The sequence below is a fragment of the Brevibacterium sp. CT2-23B genome (genome assembly GCF_013168765.1).
GTDB lineage: Bacteria > Actinomycetota > Actinomycetes > Actinomycetales > Brevibacteriaceae > Brevibacterium > Brevibacterium sediminis.
The window spans coordinates 117,687-134,755 of sequence record NZ_JABBYK010000008.1; the positions used below are offsets into that span (position 1 = coordinate 117,687).

Annotated in this window: 16 protein-coding genes; 11 read left to right on the forward strand and 5 right to left on the reverse strand. The window is 64.4% G+C overall.

The window, feature by feature from the left end:
- Position 1: 1 nt before the first annotated feature.
- Positions 2–1,162 (reverse strand): GAF domain-containing protein, encoded by a 1,161-nt coding sequence (locus HIM68_RS17995; RefSeq protein ID WP_253904052.1) that lies wholly within the window; start codon positions 1,160–1,162, stop codon positions 2–4.
- Positions 1,163–1,318: 156 nt separating this feature from the next.
- On the opposite strand from HIM68_RS17995, the gene HIM68_RS18000 reads away from it, so the two are divergent.
- Positions 1,319–3,139 (forward strand): NAD(P)/FAD-dependent oxidoreductase, encoded by a 1,821-nt coding sequence (locus HIM68_RS18000; protein WP_172174995.1) that lies wholly within the window; start codon positions 1,319–1,321, stop codon positions 3,137–3,139.
- Between the two features lie 202 nt (positions 3,140–3,341).
- On the opposite strand, the gene HIM68_RS18005 is transcribed toward HIM68_RS18000, so the two are convergent.
- On the reverse strand, positions 3,342–3,863 hold the full coding sequence (locus HIM68_RS18005; protein WP_172174998.1) for a TetR/AcrR family transcriptional regulator: 522 nt from the start codon (positions 3,861–3,863) through the stop codon (positions 3,342–3,344).
- 189 nt (positions 3,864–4,052) lie between these two features.
- Here HIM68_RS18005 and HIM68_RS18010 point away from each other — a divergent pair, with 189 nt between their 5' ends.
- Together HIM68_RS18010 and HIM68_RS18015 are read left to right on the forward strand one after the other, a co-directional pair.
- Positions 4,053–5,591 (forward strand): MFS transporter, encoded by a 1,539-nt coding sequence (locus tag HIM68_RS18010; protein WP_172175001.1) that lies wholly within the window; start codon positions 4,053–4,055, stop codon positions 5,589–5,591.
- 54 nt (positions 5,592–5,645) lie between these two features.
- Positions 5,646–6,329 (forward strand): DUF4166 domain-containing protein, encoded by a 684-nt coding sequence (locus tag HIM68_RS18015; protein WP_172175004.1) that lies wholly within the window; start codon positions 5,646–5,648, stop codon positions 6,327–6,329.
- Positions 6,330–6,489: 160 nt separating this feature from the next.
- Here HIM68_RS18015 and HIM68_RS18020 read toward each other — a convergent pair whose 3' ends face one another.
- From HIM68_RS18020 to HIM68_RS18030, 3 genes are read right to left on the reverse strand one after another with little or no spacing between them, the layout of a single operon-like run.
- Complete coding sequence (locus tag HIM68_RS18020) at positions 6,490–8,037, reverse strand: tripartite tricarboxylate transporter permease (protein WP_172175007.1); 1,548 nt, start codon at positions 8,035–8,037, stop codon at positions 6,490–6,492.
- Position 8,038: 1 nt separating this feature from the next.
- A complete protein-coding gene (locus tag HIM68_RS18025; RefSeq protein ID WP_172175010.1) occupies positions 8,039–8,713 on the reverse strand; it encodes a tripartite tricarboxylate transporter TctB family protein in 675 nt (224 codons plus the stop codon).
- Positions 8,710–9,747, reverse strand: coding sequence for a tripartite tricarboxylate transporter substrate binding protein (locus HIM68_RS18030; protein WP_172175013.1), 1,038 nt, complete (start codon positions 9,745–9,747; stop codon positions 8,710–8,712). The genes HIM68_RS18025 and HIM68_RS18030 overlap by 4 nt, the downstream gene beginning before the upstream one ends.
- Positions 9,748–9,936: 189 nt before the next feature.
- Between HIM68_RS18030 and HIM68_RS18035 the strand changes: the two genes are divergently transcribed.
- From HIM68_RS18035 to HIM68_RS19235, 8 genes are all read left to right on the forward strand, one after another.
- Entirely contained in the window at positions 9,937–12,186 is a 2,250-nt protein-coding gene (locus HIM68_RS18035; protein WP_172175016.1) for a S9 family peptidase, read from the forward strand.
- Positions 12,187–12,452: 266 nt separating this feature from the next.
- Positions 12,453–13,436, forward strand: coding sequence for an ABC transporter substrate-binding protein (locus HIM68_RS18040; RefSeq protein ID WP_172175019.1), 984 nt, complete (start codon positions 12,453–12,455; stop codon positions 13,434–13,436).
- Positions 13,437–13,581: 145 nt separating this feature from the next.
- On the forward strand, positions 13,582–14,565 hold the full coding sequence (locus tag HIM68_RS18045) for an ABC transporter permease (RefSeq protein ID WP_172175022.1): 984 nt from the start codon (positions 13,582–13,584) through the stop codon (positions 14,563–14,565).
- Between the two features lie 5 nt (positions 14,566–14,570).
- Positions 14,571–15,362, forward strand: a complete 792-nt coding sequence (locus tag HIM68_RS18050) for an ABC transporter ATP-binding protein (protein WP_172175025.1) — start codon at positions 14,571–14,573, stop codon at positions 15,360–15,362.
- A 148-nt stretch (positions 15,363–15,510) separates the two neighbouring features.
- Complete coding sequence (locus tag HIM68_RS18055; protein ID WP_172175028.1) at positions 15,511–16,110, forward strand: TetR/AcrR family transcriptional regulator; 600 nt, start codon at positions 15,511–15,513, stop codon at positions 16,108–16,110.
- Entirely contained in the window at positions 16,107–16,466 is a 360-nt protein-coding gene (locus HIM68_RS18060; protein WP_172175031.1) for a multidrug efflux SMR transporter, read from the forward strand. The genes HIM68_RS18055 and HIM68_RS18060 overlap by 4 nt, the downstream gene beginning before the upstream one ends.
- Positions 16,463–16,777, forward strand: a complete 315-nt coding sequence (locus tag HIM68_RS18065) for a multidrug efflux SMR transporter (protein WP_172175034.1) — start codon at positions 16,463–16,465, stop codon at positions 16,775–16,777. Before HIM68_RS18060 ends, HIM68_RS18065 begins: the two co-directional genes overlap by 4 nt.
- A gap of 59 nt (positions 16,778–16,836) precedes the next feature.
- On the forward strand, positions 16,837–16,968 hold the full coding sequence (locus tag HIM68_RS19235) for a hypothetical protein (RefSeq protein WP_258041872.1): 132 nt from the start codon (positions 16,837–16,839) through the stop codon (positions 16,966–16,968).
- Positions 16,969–17,069 lie beyond the last annotated feature (101 nt).

Sequence of the window (17,069 nt, forward strand, 5' to 3'; positions counted from 1 at the left end):
CTCACTCCACCCGCGCGTCGACGCCTTCGGCCCACCGATAGGGGCGGGTGGCGAGCAGGGCTCCGACCGATCGGCGCAGACGCGAGACCTCTGCGCGGACGGTGACCACGTGGTCACCGTCCCCGTAGAGGCGCTGGCTGAGGTCGGCGGCACTGATCCCAGCTGCCCCCGCCGAGGTGACCGCCGCGAGAATCTGCGCCCGCCGTGGCGTGAGCGGAACGACCAGAGGCTCGGTGCCGGAATCGATATCCAGAACGGGCGGATCTTGCTTCGTCCGCAGAGTCACAGAAGCTCGACGATCGCCGGTGGGCCGCAGCAGCCATCCACCGGTGATCTTCTCCGGCAGGCACAGACCGGCACCGGGGATGAGGATCGAACGGTCGGCGGCCGGCACCTCGATGCGGTCGCGGCTGCGCACTCCCTGCTGATACGCCACCCATCCTGCATCATCGACGACGAGGGCCGGACCGGACGTGCCGGCGAGCATCGCCGACATCCGATCGCGGAGTGTGTTCAGCGCTTCCTGCTGCGCGATCATCAGCCGAGCCTCGGCCAGACGCACCGCCGTCGTCACCAACGACTGCACCGCAGGATGAAGAGTCATCGCCGGGCCGCTGATGTCGACAACTCCTAAGAGGGTCCCGACATGCGGGTCGTGGACGGGCACGGCGCTGCAGTACCAAGGGTGTTGAGACGCCTCAAAATGTTCGGCGGAGAAGAGCTGGACGGGTGCCTCCTCGGTCAGAGCCGTGCCGATGGCGTTCGTGCCGACCTTGGCTTCGGACCAATGCGCTCCCTCGACGAATCCGAGCTCATCGGCTTGCCGTCTGGCGGAAGCCGCACCATCTCGCCACAGAATCACTCCATCGGCATCCGTGACGACGAGGATGAACGGCGCGGCGTCGGGAGCCCGGAGCAGCACTGAGCGCATCTCATCGACGACCAGTCGCAACTGGGACTTCCGGCGTCGAGTCTCCAGTTCAGCCTCATCGGCGACGATCCGCGCATTCGCGCCATCCGGGTCCAGCCCCAAGCGCAGCATCCGATCCCACGAGCGCCTGACCAGCGCGCGCGGTTGCACCGGCGGCGAAGCCCCGGTGATCACAGCATCGTGAATGCGTGTCAGATCTCTGGCGAGATGCGCCAGATCCGGCTGAAGCATGCCTTGAGTATAAGACGGGAACGCACCCCTGACCATGGGGGTGAGGCGTCGGTGAGAATCCCGGCACGGCGTGGACCATGCAATCCGATGCAACTCTTCCGAGCGGGGAGTGCCCGGCTTAGTTTGGAGTCACTGAACTCAATGAGGAGGAGTGACATGACAACGACGCTCGACCGTCCCCAGCTGACCGCCGACGACATCGCGATGAGGTGGCTGCAGGACTTCGAATCGGCGCTCAGCCGCCGGGACATCCCTGCCGCAGCCGGACTGTTCGCCACCGACAGCTATTGGAGAGACCTCGTATCCTTCACCTGGAATCTCAAAACGGTCGAGAACCCCGAGGGTGTCACCGACCTGCTCACCCACAATCTCGACCGGGTCTCACCGGAGGAATTCGAACTCAGCGAACCGGCGGCAACCGCCGACGGAGTGACGGAAGCATGGTTCACCTTCACCACCTCGGTGGGGCGTGGCAAGGGACTCGTCCGCCTCATCGATGAAGACGGCATCAAGGCCTGGACCGTGCTCACCTCGCTGCAGGAGATCACCGGACACGAAGAGCCGCGCGGCACCCGCCGGGTCAAAGGTGCCGAGCACGGCGTCGATCCCGAACGGAAGAGCTGGTCGGAGAAGCTCGCCGAGGAGGACGCCGCCTGGGGTGCGACCGCCGACCCCTACATCCTCGTCGTCGGTGGCGGACAGGGCGGAATCGCCCTCGGCGCTCGCCTCCGCCAACTCGGAGTGCCGTCCCTCGTCATCGACCGGTGGGAGCGGCCGGGTGATCAGTGGCGGTCGAGGTACAAGTCGCTGTGCCTGCATGACCCGGTCTGGTATGACCACCTTCCGTACCTGAAGTTCCCCGACAACTGGCCGGTGTTCGCACCGAAGGACAAGATCGCGGACTGGTTGGAGTTCTACACGAAGGTGATGGAGATTCCGTACTGGTCATCGACCACAGCCGCCTCGGCGAAATACGACGAAACGGAAGGCCGCTGGACGGTCGAGGTCGACCGGAACGGGGAGAAGGTCACTCTGCGGCCAACCCATCTGGTGATGGCCACCGGCATGTCGGGCAAGCCGAGCATCCCCACGTTCCCGGGCTCGGACATCTTCAAAGGCGAGCAGCAGCACTCCTCGCAGCACCCCGGCCCCGACGCCTATGCGGGCAAGAAGGTCGTCGTCATCGGCAGCAACAACTCCGCCTTCGACATCTGCGGCGCTCTGTACGAGAACGGCGCCGATGTCACGATGGTGCAGCGATCGAGCACGCACATCGTCAAGAGCGATTCGCTCGTGGAGATCGCGATGGGGGACCTGTACTCCGAACGCGCGCTGGAGAATGGCGTGACGACGGAGAAGGCGGATCTCATCTTCGCGTCACTGCCGTACCGGATCATGCACGAGTTCCAGATCCCGCTCTACGACCAGATCAAGGAAGCGGATAAGGACTTCTACCAGCGCATGGAGGATGCCGGGTTCGACCTCGACTTCGGCGACGACGAGTCCGGCTTGTTCCTCAAGTATCTGCGCCGCGGTTCGGGCTACTACATCGATGTCGGATCCGCCGAGCTCGTCGCCGACGGAAAAGTGAAGCTGGCCAAAGGGCAGGTCGACCACCTCGCCGAGGATGCCGTCGTCCTCTCCGATGGGACTGAGCTGCCGGCTGACCTCGTCGTCTACGCCACCGGCTATGGCTCGATGAACGGCTGGGTCGCGGACCTCGTCGACCAGGAGACCGCGGACAAGGTCGGCAAATGCTGGGGACTGGGGTCGGAGACGACGAAGGACCCGGGCCCGTGGGAAGGCGAGCAGCGCAATATGTGGAAGCCCACCCAGCAGGAGAACCTGTGGTTCATGGGCGGCAATCTGCACCAGGCCAGGCACTACTCGCTGTATCTGGCGCTGCAGCTCAAGGCCCGGCACGAAGGCATCGAGACTCCGGTGTACGGGCTGCAGGAAGTTCATCACCTGAGCTGAGCTCGGGGTGAATCCGGCTCTTTGAGGTCGAGTGGATGCTCATAGGTGGGCGAAATGGTCACGTTCTGTTACTCGGGACGTGACCATTTCGCCCACCCAAGGCATCTAGTAGGGAAGCGCATCTGCCGGGGGAGGTGCGCAGATCGTAGGAGAAGTTGCTCTAGGGGCCCAGGAGCCCAAGCCGCCCAGGCGCGTAGGTGTCTTAAAGCCCCAAACGCGTGAGCACTCGCTTCACATGATCGAGGGCCTCATCCTGTGACAGCCCGAAGTTCTGATTGAAATACATTCCGTCGCCGATGAGCTGAATCGTCATCGCCAGATCAGCATCGCCGAGGTGGTTGTTGAGAGCGTCGAACCACGCTTCGCGTGTGCGACGCAGAGCCGCCTTGGCGTCCTCGTTCTCGAGAGCGAGGCAGCCGGCGGCGATGAGGCTGCGGTCCAGGGGAGTGCCGACCTCGGCGGAGGTCTCGAGGTAATAATAGTGGAGGCGCGTGCCGGCGGCCTTCATCTCCTCGACGTCTTCGGCGACCAGCTGGTCGAGGCGTTCCAGGCTGCCCTTGATGAGCTCGGCCTTCGACCCGAAATGATAGAGCAGACCGCCTTTGGAGACTCCGGCCTTCGCAGCTACTGCGTCCAGAGTCGCTCCGGCTGTGCCGTGTTCGTCGAGGAGCGTATCGAAAGCGTCGAGCAGCTTCTCCTTAGTTGCGGTCGGATTGCGTGCCATAGCCACGAGCCTAGTCCATGGCTGTACTTACGAGACGGACGTGTGCCTGGTGTTCTGCCAGCTGGGCATGCATGAGACCGCTCGGATTTCTCGCGCGGCCGGGCCTGTATCTGCGCAGTACCTGAGCATCTCGGTTGCAGCACGCCAACCGCTTTTCAACTGTACCGTCCAGACGGTACAGTTGAAGGCATGACGACGACACTGACTCCACAGCTGCGTGCCGGTCGACGCGAATGGGCCGGACTCGCGGTGCTCATGATCCCCGTGCTGCTGATCTCGATCGACAACACGGTCCTCGGCTTCGCGATCCCGGCCATCAGCACCGGCCTGCACCCGACGGGCACCCAGCTGCTGTGGATCGTCGACATCTACGCGCTCATGCTCGCCGGTCTGCTGGTGGCCATGGGCAGCCTCGGTGATCGGGTCGGACGTCGCAAGCTGCTCATCATCGGGTCCGTCGGCTTCGGTGCGGCCTCACTGCTCGCCGCGTTCTCCACCTCCGCCGAGATGCTCATCCTCGCCCGCGCCCTGCTCGGCATCTTCGGCGCCACCCTCATGCCCTCGACGCTGTCGCTCATCCGCAATATCTTCGATCATGACAAGGACCGTCGCATCGCGATCGCCACCTGGGCCGCGATGTTCTCCGGCGGTGCTGCTTTGGGGCCGATCGTCGGCGGCTTCCTGCTTGAGCACTTCCATTGGAGCTCGGTCTTCTTCATCAATCTGCCGCTCATCGCGCTCTTCATCCCCGCGGCCGCCATTCTGCTGCCCGAATCGCGCGACCCGAACCCGGGCCGCTTCGACCCGTTCTCCATCATCCTGTCGATGCTCGCTCTGGCCCCGCTCGTCTTCGCAATCAAACACAGCATGGCGTCTGGCACCGACTTCCTCTTCTGGCTCAGCTTGTCCGTGGCGATCGTCGCCGGTGCCAGCTTCGTCCTCCGCCAGCTCGCCACATCGAACCCAATGCTCGACGTCCGTCTGTTCACGAACTCCGTGTTCACCTCGGCGGTGGTGTCGAACCTGCTGAGCATCATGGGACTGGCCGGGTTCCTCTACTTCGGCACCCAGCTGCTCCAGCTCGTGCTCGGACTCTCTCCGATCGACGCCGCCCTTGTGCTCATCCCGGGACTCATCACCTCGGTCGCGGCCGGCTACCTGGCAGTGCCGCTCATCGCCCGCTTCGAACCGCGCGTCGTCGTGCCCTGCGCGCTCGCGCTCAACGCGGTCGGCATGGGCATCATCGCCTTCACCTCCGAACACTCCGTGATGGGAATGCTGCTGGCCTTCCTCATCCTCGGTATCGGACTCGGCACCGCCGAGGTCATCACGAACGACCTCATCCTCGCCGCGGTCCCCGCTCACAAGGCCGGAGCTGCCTCGGCGATATCGGAAACCGCGTACGAATTCGGGTCCGTCATGGGCACGACCGTCCTCGGCGGACTCTCGACCTTCATGTATGGATCCGCGCTGCAGTCGGCGATCGGGGACAAAGCGGACAGAGCACAGTTCGATACGCTCGGCTCCGCACTCGAATACGCTTCCGGGCTGAGTGGTGCAGCCGGTGAGCGAATCACCGAGGCGGCCGTGTCAGCCTTCGACTTCGGCGTACAGTGGGCCGCCGGTGCGGCCGTCGTCCTCGTCCTCATCGCCGCCGTGCTCACGAGCTTCGGTCTCAAGGGCGCCGGGCGACTCCTGCCGGGAGCTGCCGCCAACGCCGACCGCTGAGGCCGGGACGGTTCCTGACCACTGATCCGGCGGAGTTGCCCTACACTCGCAGCCATGAGCTCTCCCTCCCGATCCGCATATGAGCGGGCGCTCGGCGCTCGAGTGGCAGAACTCCACCCGGTCCTCAGGCGATACTTCGCGGTGATCCCTCCCGGCGCGGTGGGTGTCGGTGAAGGTGTCTTCGAATCGTTCGGCACCCAACGGCGGTGGCTGTGTCCCGTCCTCGCAATTGCGAAACGGTGCGGTGTGATTGTGCCGGGTCTGCACCGCGAGGTTCCTTTTCGCGTAGAGAACCGAACGGAAGACGGCCGGCAGACGGCGACGCGGACTATGAAATTCGACGACGGTGATTGGTCGATGGTCGATGCGGTGTCGTTCGTCCCGCGCGGATCCCGATCCGAGGTAGGTGGAGAAGTTCCGTGCGACTCTCAGGGCGGAGTCGTCGACGTGCTGGGGAAGCCGTCCGTCGTCGAGGCGGAGTTTGCTGTTGACGTGGTCAATGGGGGATTGCGACTGCGCAGCCGCCGAATCGCGCTACGGGCAGGTGGGTTGCGGCTGCCCATGCCGTTAGTGCTGCGACCGGTCATCGAATTGAGTGAGCGATTCGACGACACCCTCGACCGGCAGAGAGTCGAGCTCTACGTCGACCTGCCGCTGATCGGACGTGTCTACGAGTACTCCGGCACTTTCACCTACCGCATCGTGAGCGAATACCTGCGTTCGACGAGGGACAATTGAGCGATTCGGGCAGTCGGCGACGGTCGTAAATGCCCTCGATCAAGCAGAAGCGCGGATATCGGGACGTGGACGTCTCGATATCCGCGCTTGGCCTTGAACGGCGGATAGTTGGCTGGCGAACCGCGCTTCGCCTTGAAGGACGGCTGGGCGCCGCGCTAGTTCAGAGGTTGACCGACTCCGCGGAGTTCGATGCCTTCGACGTCGTCTGCTTCTGTCGTTTGCGAGCCAGCACTCGGCCGATGCCGGTGTAGACAAGAGCGGCGATGAGCACGACGTAGATGACGATCGTGATCGGCGAGGACACCAGAGTCGACGCATCACCGCCGGAGGCCAGCAGAGAGTCGCGCAGGTTCGATTCGGCCAGGGGGCCGAGCACCATGCCGATCATCAGCGGAGCCAGCGGCACACCGTAGCGCTTGAGCACGAAGCTCAGCACTCCGATGCCCAGCAGGATGAGCAGCTCGAAGGTCGAGGCGGACGTCGCATAGATGCCCAGTCCGCAGAAGACCGCGATGCCGCCGTAGAGGTACGGGTCCGGGATCTTCAGCAGCTTCGCCCACAGAGGAGCGAACGGCAGGTTGATGATGAGCAGCACGATCATCGCGACGAAGAAGCTCGCCAGCAGACCCCACACGAGCTCGGGGGAGCGGTCGAAGAGCAGCGGACCGGGCTGGATGCCGTACTGGCGGAAGGCCGCGAGCATGATCGCCGCCGTCGCCGAGATCGGCAGACCCAGAGCCAAAAGGGCACCCATGGCGATGCCCGTCGTCGCCGATCCGGCCGCCTCGGGGGCGGCAAGACCACGGATCGCGCCCTTGCCGAACTGCGGATCCTTCCGACGGGAATCGAGCTTGCGCTCCAGGCCGTAGGCCATGAACGTCGGAACATCGGCACCGCCGACAGGAATGACGCCGAAAGGCAGGCCGATCGCTGTTCCACGCAGCCACGCCGGCAGAGCTTCGCGGACTTCCTTGCGGGAGAGGAAAGGCCGACCAGAGGCGTTGATCGTATTGTCCTTGGTCTGACGGCGGATGCGGGAGGCGATGAAGAACACTTCGCCCAGCGCCAGCACACCCACGGTCACCGTGACGAGGGAGACTCCGTCGAAGAGCTCGGGCACGCCGAGGGTGAACCGCTCGGTACCCGAGACCGAGTCGATGCCGATGACAGTGAAGCCGATGCCCAGCACCAGGGCCGTGAGCCCCTTGAGCACCGAATCGGCCACCACCGAGGAGGTGGCGACGAAGGCAAACAGGGCAAGGGCGAAGAACTCGGCCGGGCCGAAGCTTGTTGACAGCTCCGCCAGAGCGGGAGCGACGAAGACGACGAGGCAGCAGGAGATGAACCCGCCGATGAACGCACCGATCGCGGCCGTCGCCAAAGCCTGCGGGGCCCGCCCGGCCTTGGCCATCTTGTGGCCTTCGAACGTCGAGGCGATGGCCGAGGCCTGCCCAGGGGTGTTCATGAGGATGGCCATCGTCGAGTCGCCGAAGAGCCCGCCGAAGTAGACGCCGGCGAACATGATGAACGCACCCGTGGGGTCCAGCGCAAAGGTCATCGGAAGCAGCAGGGCCACGGCCATCGATGAGCCCAGGCCCGGCAGCACGCCGACAGCGGTGCCGAGGAAGCAGCCGACGAGGACCCACAGCAGGTTCATCGGCGTCAGAGCGTGTGTGAACCCTTCGAAGAGGGACATGAGAGCGTCCATATCAGAAGCCACCTCCCAGAATTCCCGAAGGAAGGTTGAGCCCCAGCATCACCGAGAAGGCGATGTAGACCAGGGACGAGAACGTCAGTGCCAGAGTGAGATCGAACAGCGGCTTCTTCGAACCCATCGACCGGGCCACGCACCAGAACAGCAGAGCGGCGGCGATGATCCACCCGGCGAATTCGAGGATGAGCGCGAAGGCCGCGAAGCCGCCCGCACCCCAGGCCAGGGACACGAAGTCGCTGTGCGTGCGGTGCTTCGCATCGGCCTTGCGAGCCGCAGCGAGAGCCTGACGGTCTTCTTCCGGCTCGTCTTCCTCATGAGGGGAGAGCCGCGAGGCCGCAACAGCTGAGGTCACCGGAGTCGAGAACGCCTTGTCCTCCTCGGCCGCGGCCGGCAGCTCGTCGTCGACGTCGACGGGTTCCGGATTGCGGATATAGGCGATGACCAGCAGGATCGTCAGCGCGTATCCGACGAGCATGATGATCGTCGGGAAGAACTGCGGACCGGGTTTGTCCGCGTCCGGGGCGACGTCCATAGTGAGGATGCCGATGAGCAGATAGGTGGAGAATGCTCCCATGATGAGGGGGACGATGAGCCCCGACCGTCCCTGCCACCAGGTGCCCGCGCCGAGGTGGCCCGTCCTGTCCGTGTGCGTTGTCGTCTGTGCGCTCACAGTCCCAACTCCTTCAGCAGCTTCTCCACTCGGGAGGTGTCTTCTTTGACGAATTCGGCGAACTCCTCGCCGGTCTGCCACACATCGGTCCACTTGTTCCGATCGAGGGCGTCCTTCCAGGCCGCACTGTCACGAGTCTTCTGCAGGATCTCGAGAAGCTGAGCGGAGTCGTCAATGTTGATGTCCGGTGCTCCGAGCCAGCCGCGCCAGTTCGTCAGCGTGACCTCGTATCCCTGTTCGGACATGGTCGGCACGTCGTCGAAGCCCTCGATGCGTTGGGGCGCGGCCACGCCGATGGCTTTGACACGTCCGGCCTCGATCTGGTCGGAGACCTCGTTGAAGCCGCACGAGGCGAAGTCGGTGGTGCCCGAGAGCAGAGTCTGGATGGCTTCACCGCCGCCGGACTTCGGAATGTAGGTGATGTCGGAGGCGGGGATCTTGCCGAGCAGAGCAAGCTGCGCAATGGTCAGGTGGTCGACCGAGCCGGCCGAACCGCCCGTCCACACGAATCCCTTCGGGTCCTTCTTCCACGCGCCGATGACATCGTCGATCGTATTGTGCGGGGAATCCGCTGCGGCGATGAGCACGTCATAGTCCTCGGCCACGCGGGCGAGCAGAGTCGTGTTGTCGAATCCGACCGGCGACTTATTCAGCGCGATCCCGCCGACCATAGCGGTGCCGGTGGCGAGGATCGTGTCCGACTGGCCGTGCATGGTCGAGAATTTGCCGAGGCCGATGGTGCCGCCGGCGCCCGGGATGTTGACGACCTGGGCATTGTTGGCTAGCCGGTCGACGCGCATGGCCTGTTGGGTCTCGCGGGCGAATCCGTCCCAGCCGCCGCCGGCGCCGGCCGGAGCGATGAGGGTGAGATTCGATGACAGGTCACCCTTCGCCGAGGCGGCCCTGACCGAGTAGGTCGTCGCCGTTCCGATCGCCGCCAAGGCGATCGCCCCGTAGGCGATGCGACCGAAGGTTCGTCGCGAGGGATGGGAGGATTCCGACACGGAATCCCCGGGAGGTGGCGCCTTTGGCACGGACTTCTCCTTTGAAGGCAGGTGTGATGTGAGACTCACCTTAGAGGTTCCTGAGTGTCGACTGCGAGGTTGTGCTCACTCTGCGCGTTCTGCTCATTGAGCGCGTTGAGTGCATTCTGCTCAGAATGAGTCGGCGACGATACATCGGTCGGGTCCCGGGGTTTCCGGGCCGGCGGCTAGGCTGACGTCATGAGCGAAACTTCCGGCACAGACTCCGCAGCCTCGACGACCGCGACCCCGGCATCGGCACCGGTGGCGAAGAAGGTCCCGTTCGAGCGCACGCACCACGGCCATACTTTCGTCGACGACTACGAATGGTTGCGTGAGAAGGAGTCGCCCGAGGTCATCGCCCACCTCGAAACAGAGAACGCCTGGACGAGCGCACAGACCGCTCACCTCGAAGGGCTGCAGAACTCGATCTTCACCGAGATCAAGACACGCATCAAAGAAACCGATATGTCCGTGCCCAACCGGCGCGGGAGCTACTGGTACTTCTCTCGCACGAAAGCAGGACTCGACTACGGCATCAGCGTCCGAATCCCCGTCTCGGGTCCCGACGATTGGACTCCGCCGGAGGTCGGCGAAGAGCCTCTGTCCGGCGAAGAGGTCATCTTCGACTCAAACGTCGCCGCCGAAGGCGAGGAGTTCTTCTCACTCGGTACATTCTCGCTGAGCGACGACGGTCGCTGGCTTCTCTACGGTGTCGACACCACCGGCGACGAACGCTATACGCTCCGGCTTCGCGATCTGGCCACGGGAGACGACCTCGCCGACACGGTCGACGGCACCTTCGCAGGAGCCTCCCTCGATCCGAGCGGCCGCTTCGTCTTCTACACCACCGTCGACGACGCCTGGCGACCGGAGAAAGTGTGGCGCCACGTCGTCGGCACCGACAGCAGCGACGACGTGTGCATCTTCCATGAACCCGATGAGCGCTTCTTCGTCGGCTCGGGCTTCTCACGTTCGGGCCGGATGTTGTTCGTCGTCACCGGATCGAAGACGACCACCGGATATTGGAGCATCAGCGTCGACGACCTCGAGGCCGAACCGCAGGAGATCTGGCCCCGCGTCGACGGTGTCGAATACAACGTCGAGCACGCCGTCATCGGCGGTGAGGACCGCTTCCTCATCACCCACAACCGCAATCGCGCCGACTTCGAACTCGTCGACGTTCCAGCGGCCGATCCGACCGCCACGGGCCGTCCGGTGCTTGATGACTTTGACGATCTGCGCATCGAAGACGTCGACGCCTTCGCCGACTTCATCGTGCTCAGCTACCGTCGCGGCGGCTTTGCGCGCGTCGGCATCATCCGCTTGGGTGATTCCTCCTCTCCGTTCGGACCGCTGCAGGAGCTGCCCTTCGGCCGGGAGACCGGGTCACTCTACGTGGGCAACAACCCCGAGTTCGTGCAGACGAGCATCCGACTGCATTTCACCTCCATGTCGACGCCCGCCGTGATCTATTCCCACAGCGTTGCAGACGGCACTGACACGGTTCTCAAACGTCAGCCCGTTCTCGGCTCCGTCGACCTGGACGCCTACACCGAAACCCTGCTGTGGGCGAAGGCCGAAGATGGCACCGATATCCCGATCTCGGTCGTCTTCCGCAAGGACCTGCACCGATCCGACGGTTACGGCGGTCCCGCCTCGGCGAACGAGGGGGCAGGCGACGGCGGGGATGCGACGAACGGAAGCCCCGCCTCGGCGAAAGTCGAGCCGGCACCGCTGCTCCTCTACGGATACGGGTCTTACGAAGCGAGCATGGACCCGTACTTCTCGGTCTCCCGGCTGTCCCTGCTCGACCGCGGCGTCGTCTTCGCCATCGCCCATGTGCGCGGCGGCGGCGAAATGGGCCGACGCTGGTACGACCAGGGCAAGACGACGGCGAAGAAGAACACCTTCACCGACTTCATCGACGTCGCCCGCCACCTCATCGACACCGGGTGGACGAGCCCGGACCGGCTCGTCGCCAGCGGCGGATCGGCCGGCGGCCTGCTCATGGGCGCGATCGCGAACATGGCACCCGAGCTCTTCGCCGGAATCAGCGCCGAAGTGCCGTTCGTCGACGCCCTGACCTCGATCCTCATGCCCGAGCTGCCGCTGACCGTCATCGAATGGGAGGAGTGGGGAGACCCGCTCCATGATCCGCAAGTGTACGAGTACATGCGCTCGTACTCTCCCTACGAAAACGTCACCGAGGCGGCCTACCCGCAGATCTTGGCCGTGACCTCGCTCAACGACACCCGAGTCCTCTACGTCGAACCCGCGAAATGGGTCGCCCGACTCCGTGAAGTCGGTGCGAACGCCCTGCTCAAGACCGAAATGGTCGCCGGGCACGGGGGAGCATCGGGGCGCTATGACGCGTGGAAGGAGATCGCGTTCGAGTACGCGTGGATCCTCGATGTGCTGGGACGATCGGATGTCGAAATAGAGCCCTGAGGGGACGACTGTCGCCGCAGATAACGATACTGGGACGATTGTCTCCAAAACCCGGATTCGGCACCCGGCGTCAGTGCCGGGCCATACAGTGGATATCATCACATTCGACGTGATGCGCGTCATGACCTCAGAACGGTCTGAGTGACGGCGGCGCATCATTCATCTGCATTGCCGTGACTACTCCTTGCGTGCGAGGAGCGGCGGTGTCGAATGCAGAATTCGTGACGGATCCGCACCGGCGGACCGAAATTCCGAAAGGGAGAAGAATGCGTCTCAGGAAAGTGGCCACAGCGATGGTGGCAGTCGGTTCGATTCTTGCGGTTTCGGCCTGCGGAGGCGGCGAAGGCGGTGGCGGTGGCGGCGAGGGCGATTCGTACTCCATCGGCGTCTCTCAGCTCGTACAGCACCCGGCGCTCGACGCTGCGACCGAAGGCTTCAAGAAGTCGTTCGAAGATGCCGGCGTCGACGTCGAATGGGACGTACAGAACGCCCAGGGCGAACAGGCCAACGCGACCTCGATCGCCCAGCAGTTCGCCAACGACGACCTCGACCTCGTGCTCGCCGTCGCCACCCCGGCCGCTCAGGCCGCAGCCCAGGCGATCACCGACAAGCCCGTGCTCTTCACCGCCGTCACCGACGCCGAAGAGGCCGGCCTCGTCGACAGCAACGACAAGCCAGGCGGAAACGTCACCGGCACCTCCGACCTCAACCCGGTCGAAGAGCAGCTCAAGCTGGTCAAGGACGTCAAGCCAGATGCGAAGACCGTCGGCATCGTCTACAGCTCCGGTGAGGTCAACTCGCAGGTTCAGGTCGATCTCGCGAAGAAGGCCGCCAAGGACCTCGACGTGACGATCAAGGAAGCGACGATCGCGAACTCGGGTGAACTCGCTCAGGCCGTGGATTCGCTCGGCAAGGTCGACGCCTACTATGTGCCCACCGACAACAACGTGGTCTCGGCAGTGTCGACCATGGTCCAGGCGGCAGAGAAGAACAAGGCTCTGCTCGTCGGGTCGGAAGCCGGCCAGGTCGAATCCGGTGCGGCGATCACCCGCGGCATCGACTACACGAAGCTCGGCGAACAGACCGGCGAAATGGCTCTGAAGATCCTCCAGGACGGAAAGAAGCCCGCCGAGATGCCCGTCGAGACCAGCTCGAACCTCGAACTCGTCGTCAACCCGAAGGCCGCCAAGGCCCAAGGCGTCGAGATTCCGAAGAAGCTCGTCGACGAGGCCGACAAGGTCATCGAGTGATCGGAACCCGCCTCACCCCGTGACCCGGTGCCCGGAGTCATCGACTCCCCAGCGGCACCGACGTCACCGGCCCCGAGGCCGTCGGCACTGAAACCGACGGCCTCGGGGCCACCACGAACCACACACCAGAAATGAACGGAAACCCATGTTCGGAGCATTGGAGCTCGGGCTCATCTACGGCGCGATGGCGCTCGGGGTCTATCTGACCTTCAAGGTCCTCAACTTCCCCGACCTCACCGTCGACGGAAGCTTCACCACGGGCGGCGCCACCGCAGCCTCCCTCATCATCGCCGGGGTCAACCCCTTCATGGCCACCCTCGCGGCGATCGGCGCCGGACTCATCGCCGGCTACATCACCGGTCTGCTCCACACGAAGGGCGGCATCGACGGACTGCTCGCCGGAATCCTCACCATGATCGGCCTGTGGTCGATCAACCTGCGGATCATGGGGAAGGCGAACCTGCCGCTCCTGCGAGAAGACACCGTGTTCACCCCGCTGCGGGAGAACATGCTCATGGGCACCTGGGCATCGATCGCGATCCTGCTCGTCTTCGCCCTCATCCTCAAGTTCGCCATCGACTGGTTCCTCACCACCGATCTCGGGCTGGCCATCCAGGCCACCGGCAACAACAAAGAGATGATCCGCAGCCTCGGCGTCAACACCGACAACTCGACGATGCTCACCCTGGCACTGTCGAACGGCTTCGTCGCACTCTGCGGTGCCCTCGTCGCCCAGTACCAGGGGTTCTCCGACATCAGCATGGGCATCGGCCTCATCCTCGTCGGACTCGCCTCGGTGATCCTCGGTCAGGCAGTCTTCGGCAGCCGCAACATCTTCATGGCCAGCCTCGGCGCGCTCCTCGGGTCGGTCGTCTACCGGCTGATCATCTTCCTCGCCCTGCGCGCGGGCCTGGATACGAACGATATGAAGCTGACGACCGCGCTCCTCGTCGTCATCGCACTGCTGCTGCCCAGATGGGGCTTCCTCAAACGGATCCCCTCACTGCGCGGACGCGGAAACCGCGCGACCGCCTCGGTGCCGGCCGGAACGACCGATATGAAGGACCCCGCAGAGATCGCCGACATCCCCGCCGGCGCGACCGGCGCCCGAACCGGGAAGGAGATCTGAGACCCATGCTCAAGATCGACAACATCTCCAAGACCTTCTTCCCGGGCACCGTCAACGAACGCAAGGCGCTGCAAGGACTCTCGCTCGAACTCGACGAATCCGACTTCGTCACCGTCATCGGCTCCAACGGAGCCGGAAAATCGACACTGCTCAACACCATCTCCGGCCGTCTGCCCATCGACTCCGGTTCGATCACCATCGACGGCGCCGAGGTGTCGCGGATGCCCGAGTACAAACGGGCGAGATACCTGGGCCGCGTCTTCCAGGATCCGATGGCCGGCACCGCTCCGGACCTCACGATCGAGCAGAACCTCTCGCTCGCGCTCAGACGCGGAAAGCCGCGTGGGCTGGGGCGGGGGACGACCTCGGAGCGACGCGAGCACTTCAAGGAGGAGCTCGCCACTCTCGAACTCGGCCTGGAGAACCGGCTGAAGACGAAGGTCGGGCTGCTCTCCGGCGGTCAGCGGCAGGCGCTCAGCCTGCTCATGGCCGGATTCACCCAGCCGCGGATCCTGCTGCTCGACGAGCACACCGCCGCCCTCGACCCGCAGCGCGCGGCCCTGGTGTCAGCTCTGACGAAGAAGATCGTCGAAGCCGACGGGCTGACCACGCTCATGGTCACCCACAATATGGAGCAGGCCATCGCGCTGGGCAACCGGCTGATCATGATGCACGAGGGACGGATCATCTACCAGGCCTCGGCCGAGGAGAAGAAGGATCTGACCGTCGAGACGCTGCTCGGCGAATTCTCGAAACTCAAGGGAGCGACCCTGGGCGACCGGGCGCTGCTGAACTGAACCGAGACTTCGCCGGAAGCCAGGCGAACGCCCGCAGGCAGGCCGACAGTCTGCAGACCGGATGAGAGGGCGGTTCGCACCGACAGGGTGCGGACCGCCCTCTCTTCCGCACTGGCGTACTTTACCAACCGGTTGGTAAAGTCGAGGCATGGCGAATGATGGACGGATGCGGATTCTCAAGGCGGCGAAGGCTCTGGCCGAATCGCATGATTCGGTGCAGGGGGTGACGATCTCGCTGGAGTCGGTCGCACAGCAGGCGGGTCTGACGAAGCCTGGCCTGATGTATCACTTCCCGTCCAAGGAAGCGCTCATGCTCGGGCTCGTCGACCACGCCGCAGAAGACTGGGCACGGCGACTGCGCGAGCACACCGGGCGCCCGAGTCAGGAGCTGTCGAGCTTCGAGCGGCACCGTGCCTATGTCGCCGTGGCCACCACCGCCGAGGTCTCTCGCGCCGACTATTGGATCTTCTCCGATGCGCTCTACCACCCGAAGCTGTCGCGGGCATGGAGTGGGCACCTCGGTCCGTGGTTCGACACCACCGGGCTCGATGATCGTGCGGTATCTCTGCTGACAGCGGCTCGATTCTGCGCCGACGGCGCGTGGATGTCAGAGGCGACGGGTGTCTTTCCCTCCGAGGATCTCGCCGCCGTGCGGGAGCACGCCCTCGCGCTCATCGACGCCGCTCAGACCACCGGCGACGACGCTGAGAACACGTCCGACAACACCGAACCGGAGGTGAGCAAATGAATGCGAAACGTCTGCTGCTGCTCGTCATGGCCATCCTCGCCGAGGTGGCCGCCACCCTGATGCTGCGCGCCTCGGTTGCCGATCCGAGGTGGATCCCCGGAGTCGTCGTCCTCTACGCCACAGCCTTCTTCATCCTCGGGCTCACCCAGCGGCTGGGCATGCCGCTCGGAGCCGTCTACGCCACCTGGTCGGCCAGCGGAGTCGCCCTCGTCGCCGTGCTCGGAGTCGTGTTCTTCGGTGAGCTCCTGAGCATCGGCGCCATCATCGGCATCGCCCTCATCATCATCGGGGTCATCCTCGTCGAATCCGGCACTCCCGAGGAATCCGAGACCGTCGATGCGGAGGTGACCGAATGAGTTGGATGTGGTTGGCCCTGTCGATACTCAGCGAAGTCGCCGGTACCCTGTGCCTGCGCGCAAGCGCCGGACTGCAGCGCAAGATCTGGTTCATCCCCGTGGCGATCAGCTACACCGCGGCCTTCTTCTTTCTCAGCCGCACCCTCGCCGAGGGGATGCCGCTCGGCGTCGCCTACGGTCTGTGGGCGGCCTGCGGAGTCGCCCTGGTCTGCCTGCTCTCCCGCGTGATCTGGAAGGACCCGTTGACGCGGAAGGCGCTCATCGGGATCGGCTTCATCACCGTCGGCGTCATTCTCGTCGAAATCGGCTGACCCGGTCTTTGCTGGGAATTTATTGTGAAGCCGCAAGGAAGCTGTTATCGTCCGAAGTTATGACCCCTCTTCGATTCGACGACCTCCACCGCTGGGGATGGTCGACCCCGAATCGAGAGCGCCCGAGCTGCGGCTTCGCCAATGATTCCTGGGAACCCGTGGCCGTCGGCTGGTGGGGCGGGGAGCCCTAGTCACTGATCGCCGATCCGCAGACCACCTGCCCGATCGTCGGCCGCCTACCGGTCGCATCAACTGATTTCCCACTCGTACCCGATGTGCGTTCATGCCATCG

Bases quoted from the DNA above. Each gene is read 5' to 3' on its own strand.
- HIM68_RS17995 (WP_253904052.1), bottom strand. From the start codon at position 1,162: ATGCTTCAGCCGGATCTGGCGCATCTCGCCAGAGATCTGACACGCATT.
- HIM68_RS18000 (WP_172174995.1), top strand. From the start codon at position 1,319: ATGACAACGACGCTCGACCGTCCCCAGCTGACCGCCGACGACATCGCG.
- HIM68_RS18005 (WP_172174998.1), bottom strand. From the start codon at position 3,863: ATGGCACGCAATCCGACCGCAACTAAGGAGAAGCTGCTCGACGCTTTC.
- HIM68_RS18010 (WP_172175001.1), top strand. From the start codon at position 4,053: ATGACGACGACACTGACTCCACAGCTGCGTGCCGGTCGACGCGAATGG.
- HIM68_RS18015 (WP_172175004.1), top strand. From the start codon at position 5,646: ATGAGCTCTCCCTCCCGATCCGCATATGAGCGGGCGCTCGGCGCTCGA.
- HIM68_RS18020 (WP_172175007.1), bottom strand. From the start codon at position 8,037: ATGGACGCTCTCATGTCCCTCTTCGAAGGGTTCACACACGCTCTGACG.
- HIM68_RS18035 (WP_172175016.1), top strand. From the start codon at position 9,937: ATGAGCGAAACTTCCGGCACAGACTCCGCAGCCTCGACGACCGCGACC.
- HIM68_RS18040 (WP_172175019.1), top strand. From the start codon at position 12,453: ATGCGTCTCAGGAAAGTGGCCACAGCGATGGTGGCAGTCGGTTCGATT.
- HIM68_RS18045 (WP_172175022.1), top strand. From the start codon at position 13,582: ATGTTCGGAGCATTGGAGCTCGGGCTCATCTACGGCGCGATGGCGCTC.
- HIM68_RS18050 (WP_172175025.1), top strand. From the start codon at position 14,571: ATGCTCAAGATCGACAACATCTCCAAGACCTTCTTCCCGGGCACCGTC.
- HIM68_RS18055 (WP_172175028.1), top strand. From the start codon at position 15,511: ATGGCGAATGATGGACGGATGCGGATTCTCAAGGCGGCGAAGGCTCTG.
- HIM68_RS18060 (WP_172175031.1), top strand. From the start codon at position 16,107: ATGAATGCGAAACGTCTGCTGCTGCTCGTCATGGCCATCCTCGCCGAG.
- HIM68_RS18065 (WP_172175034.1), top strand. From the start codon at position 16,463: ATGAGTTGGATGTGGTTGGCCCTGTCGATACTCAGCGAAGTCGCCGGT.
- HIM68_RS19235 (WP_258041872.1), top strand. From the start codon at position 16,837: ATGACCCCTCTTCGATTCGACGACCTCCACCGCTGGGGATGGTCGACC.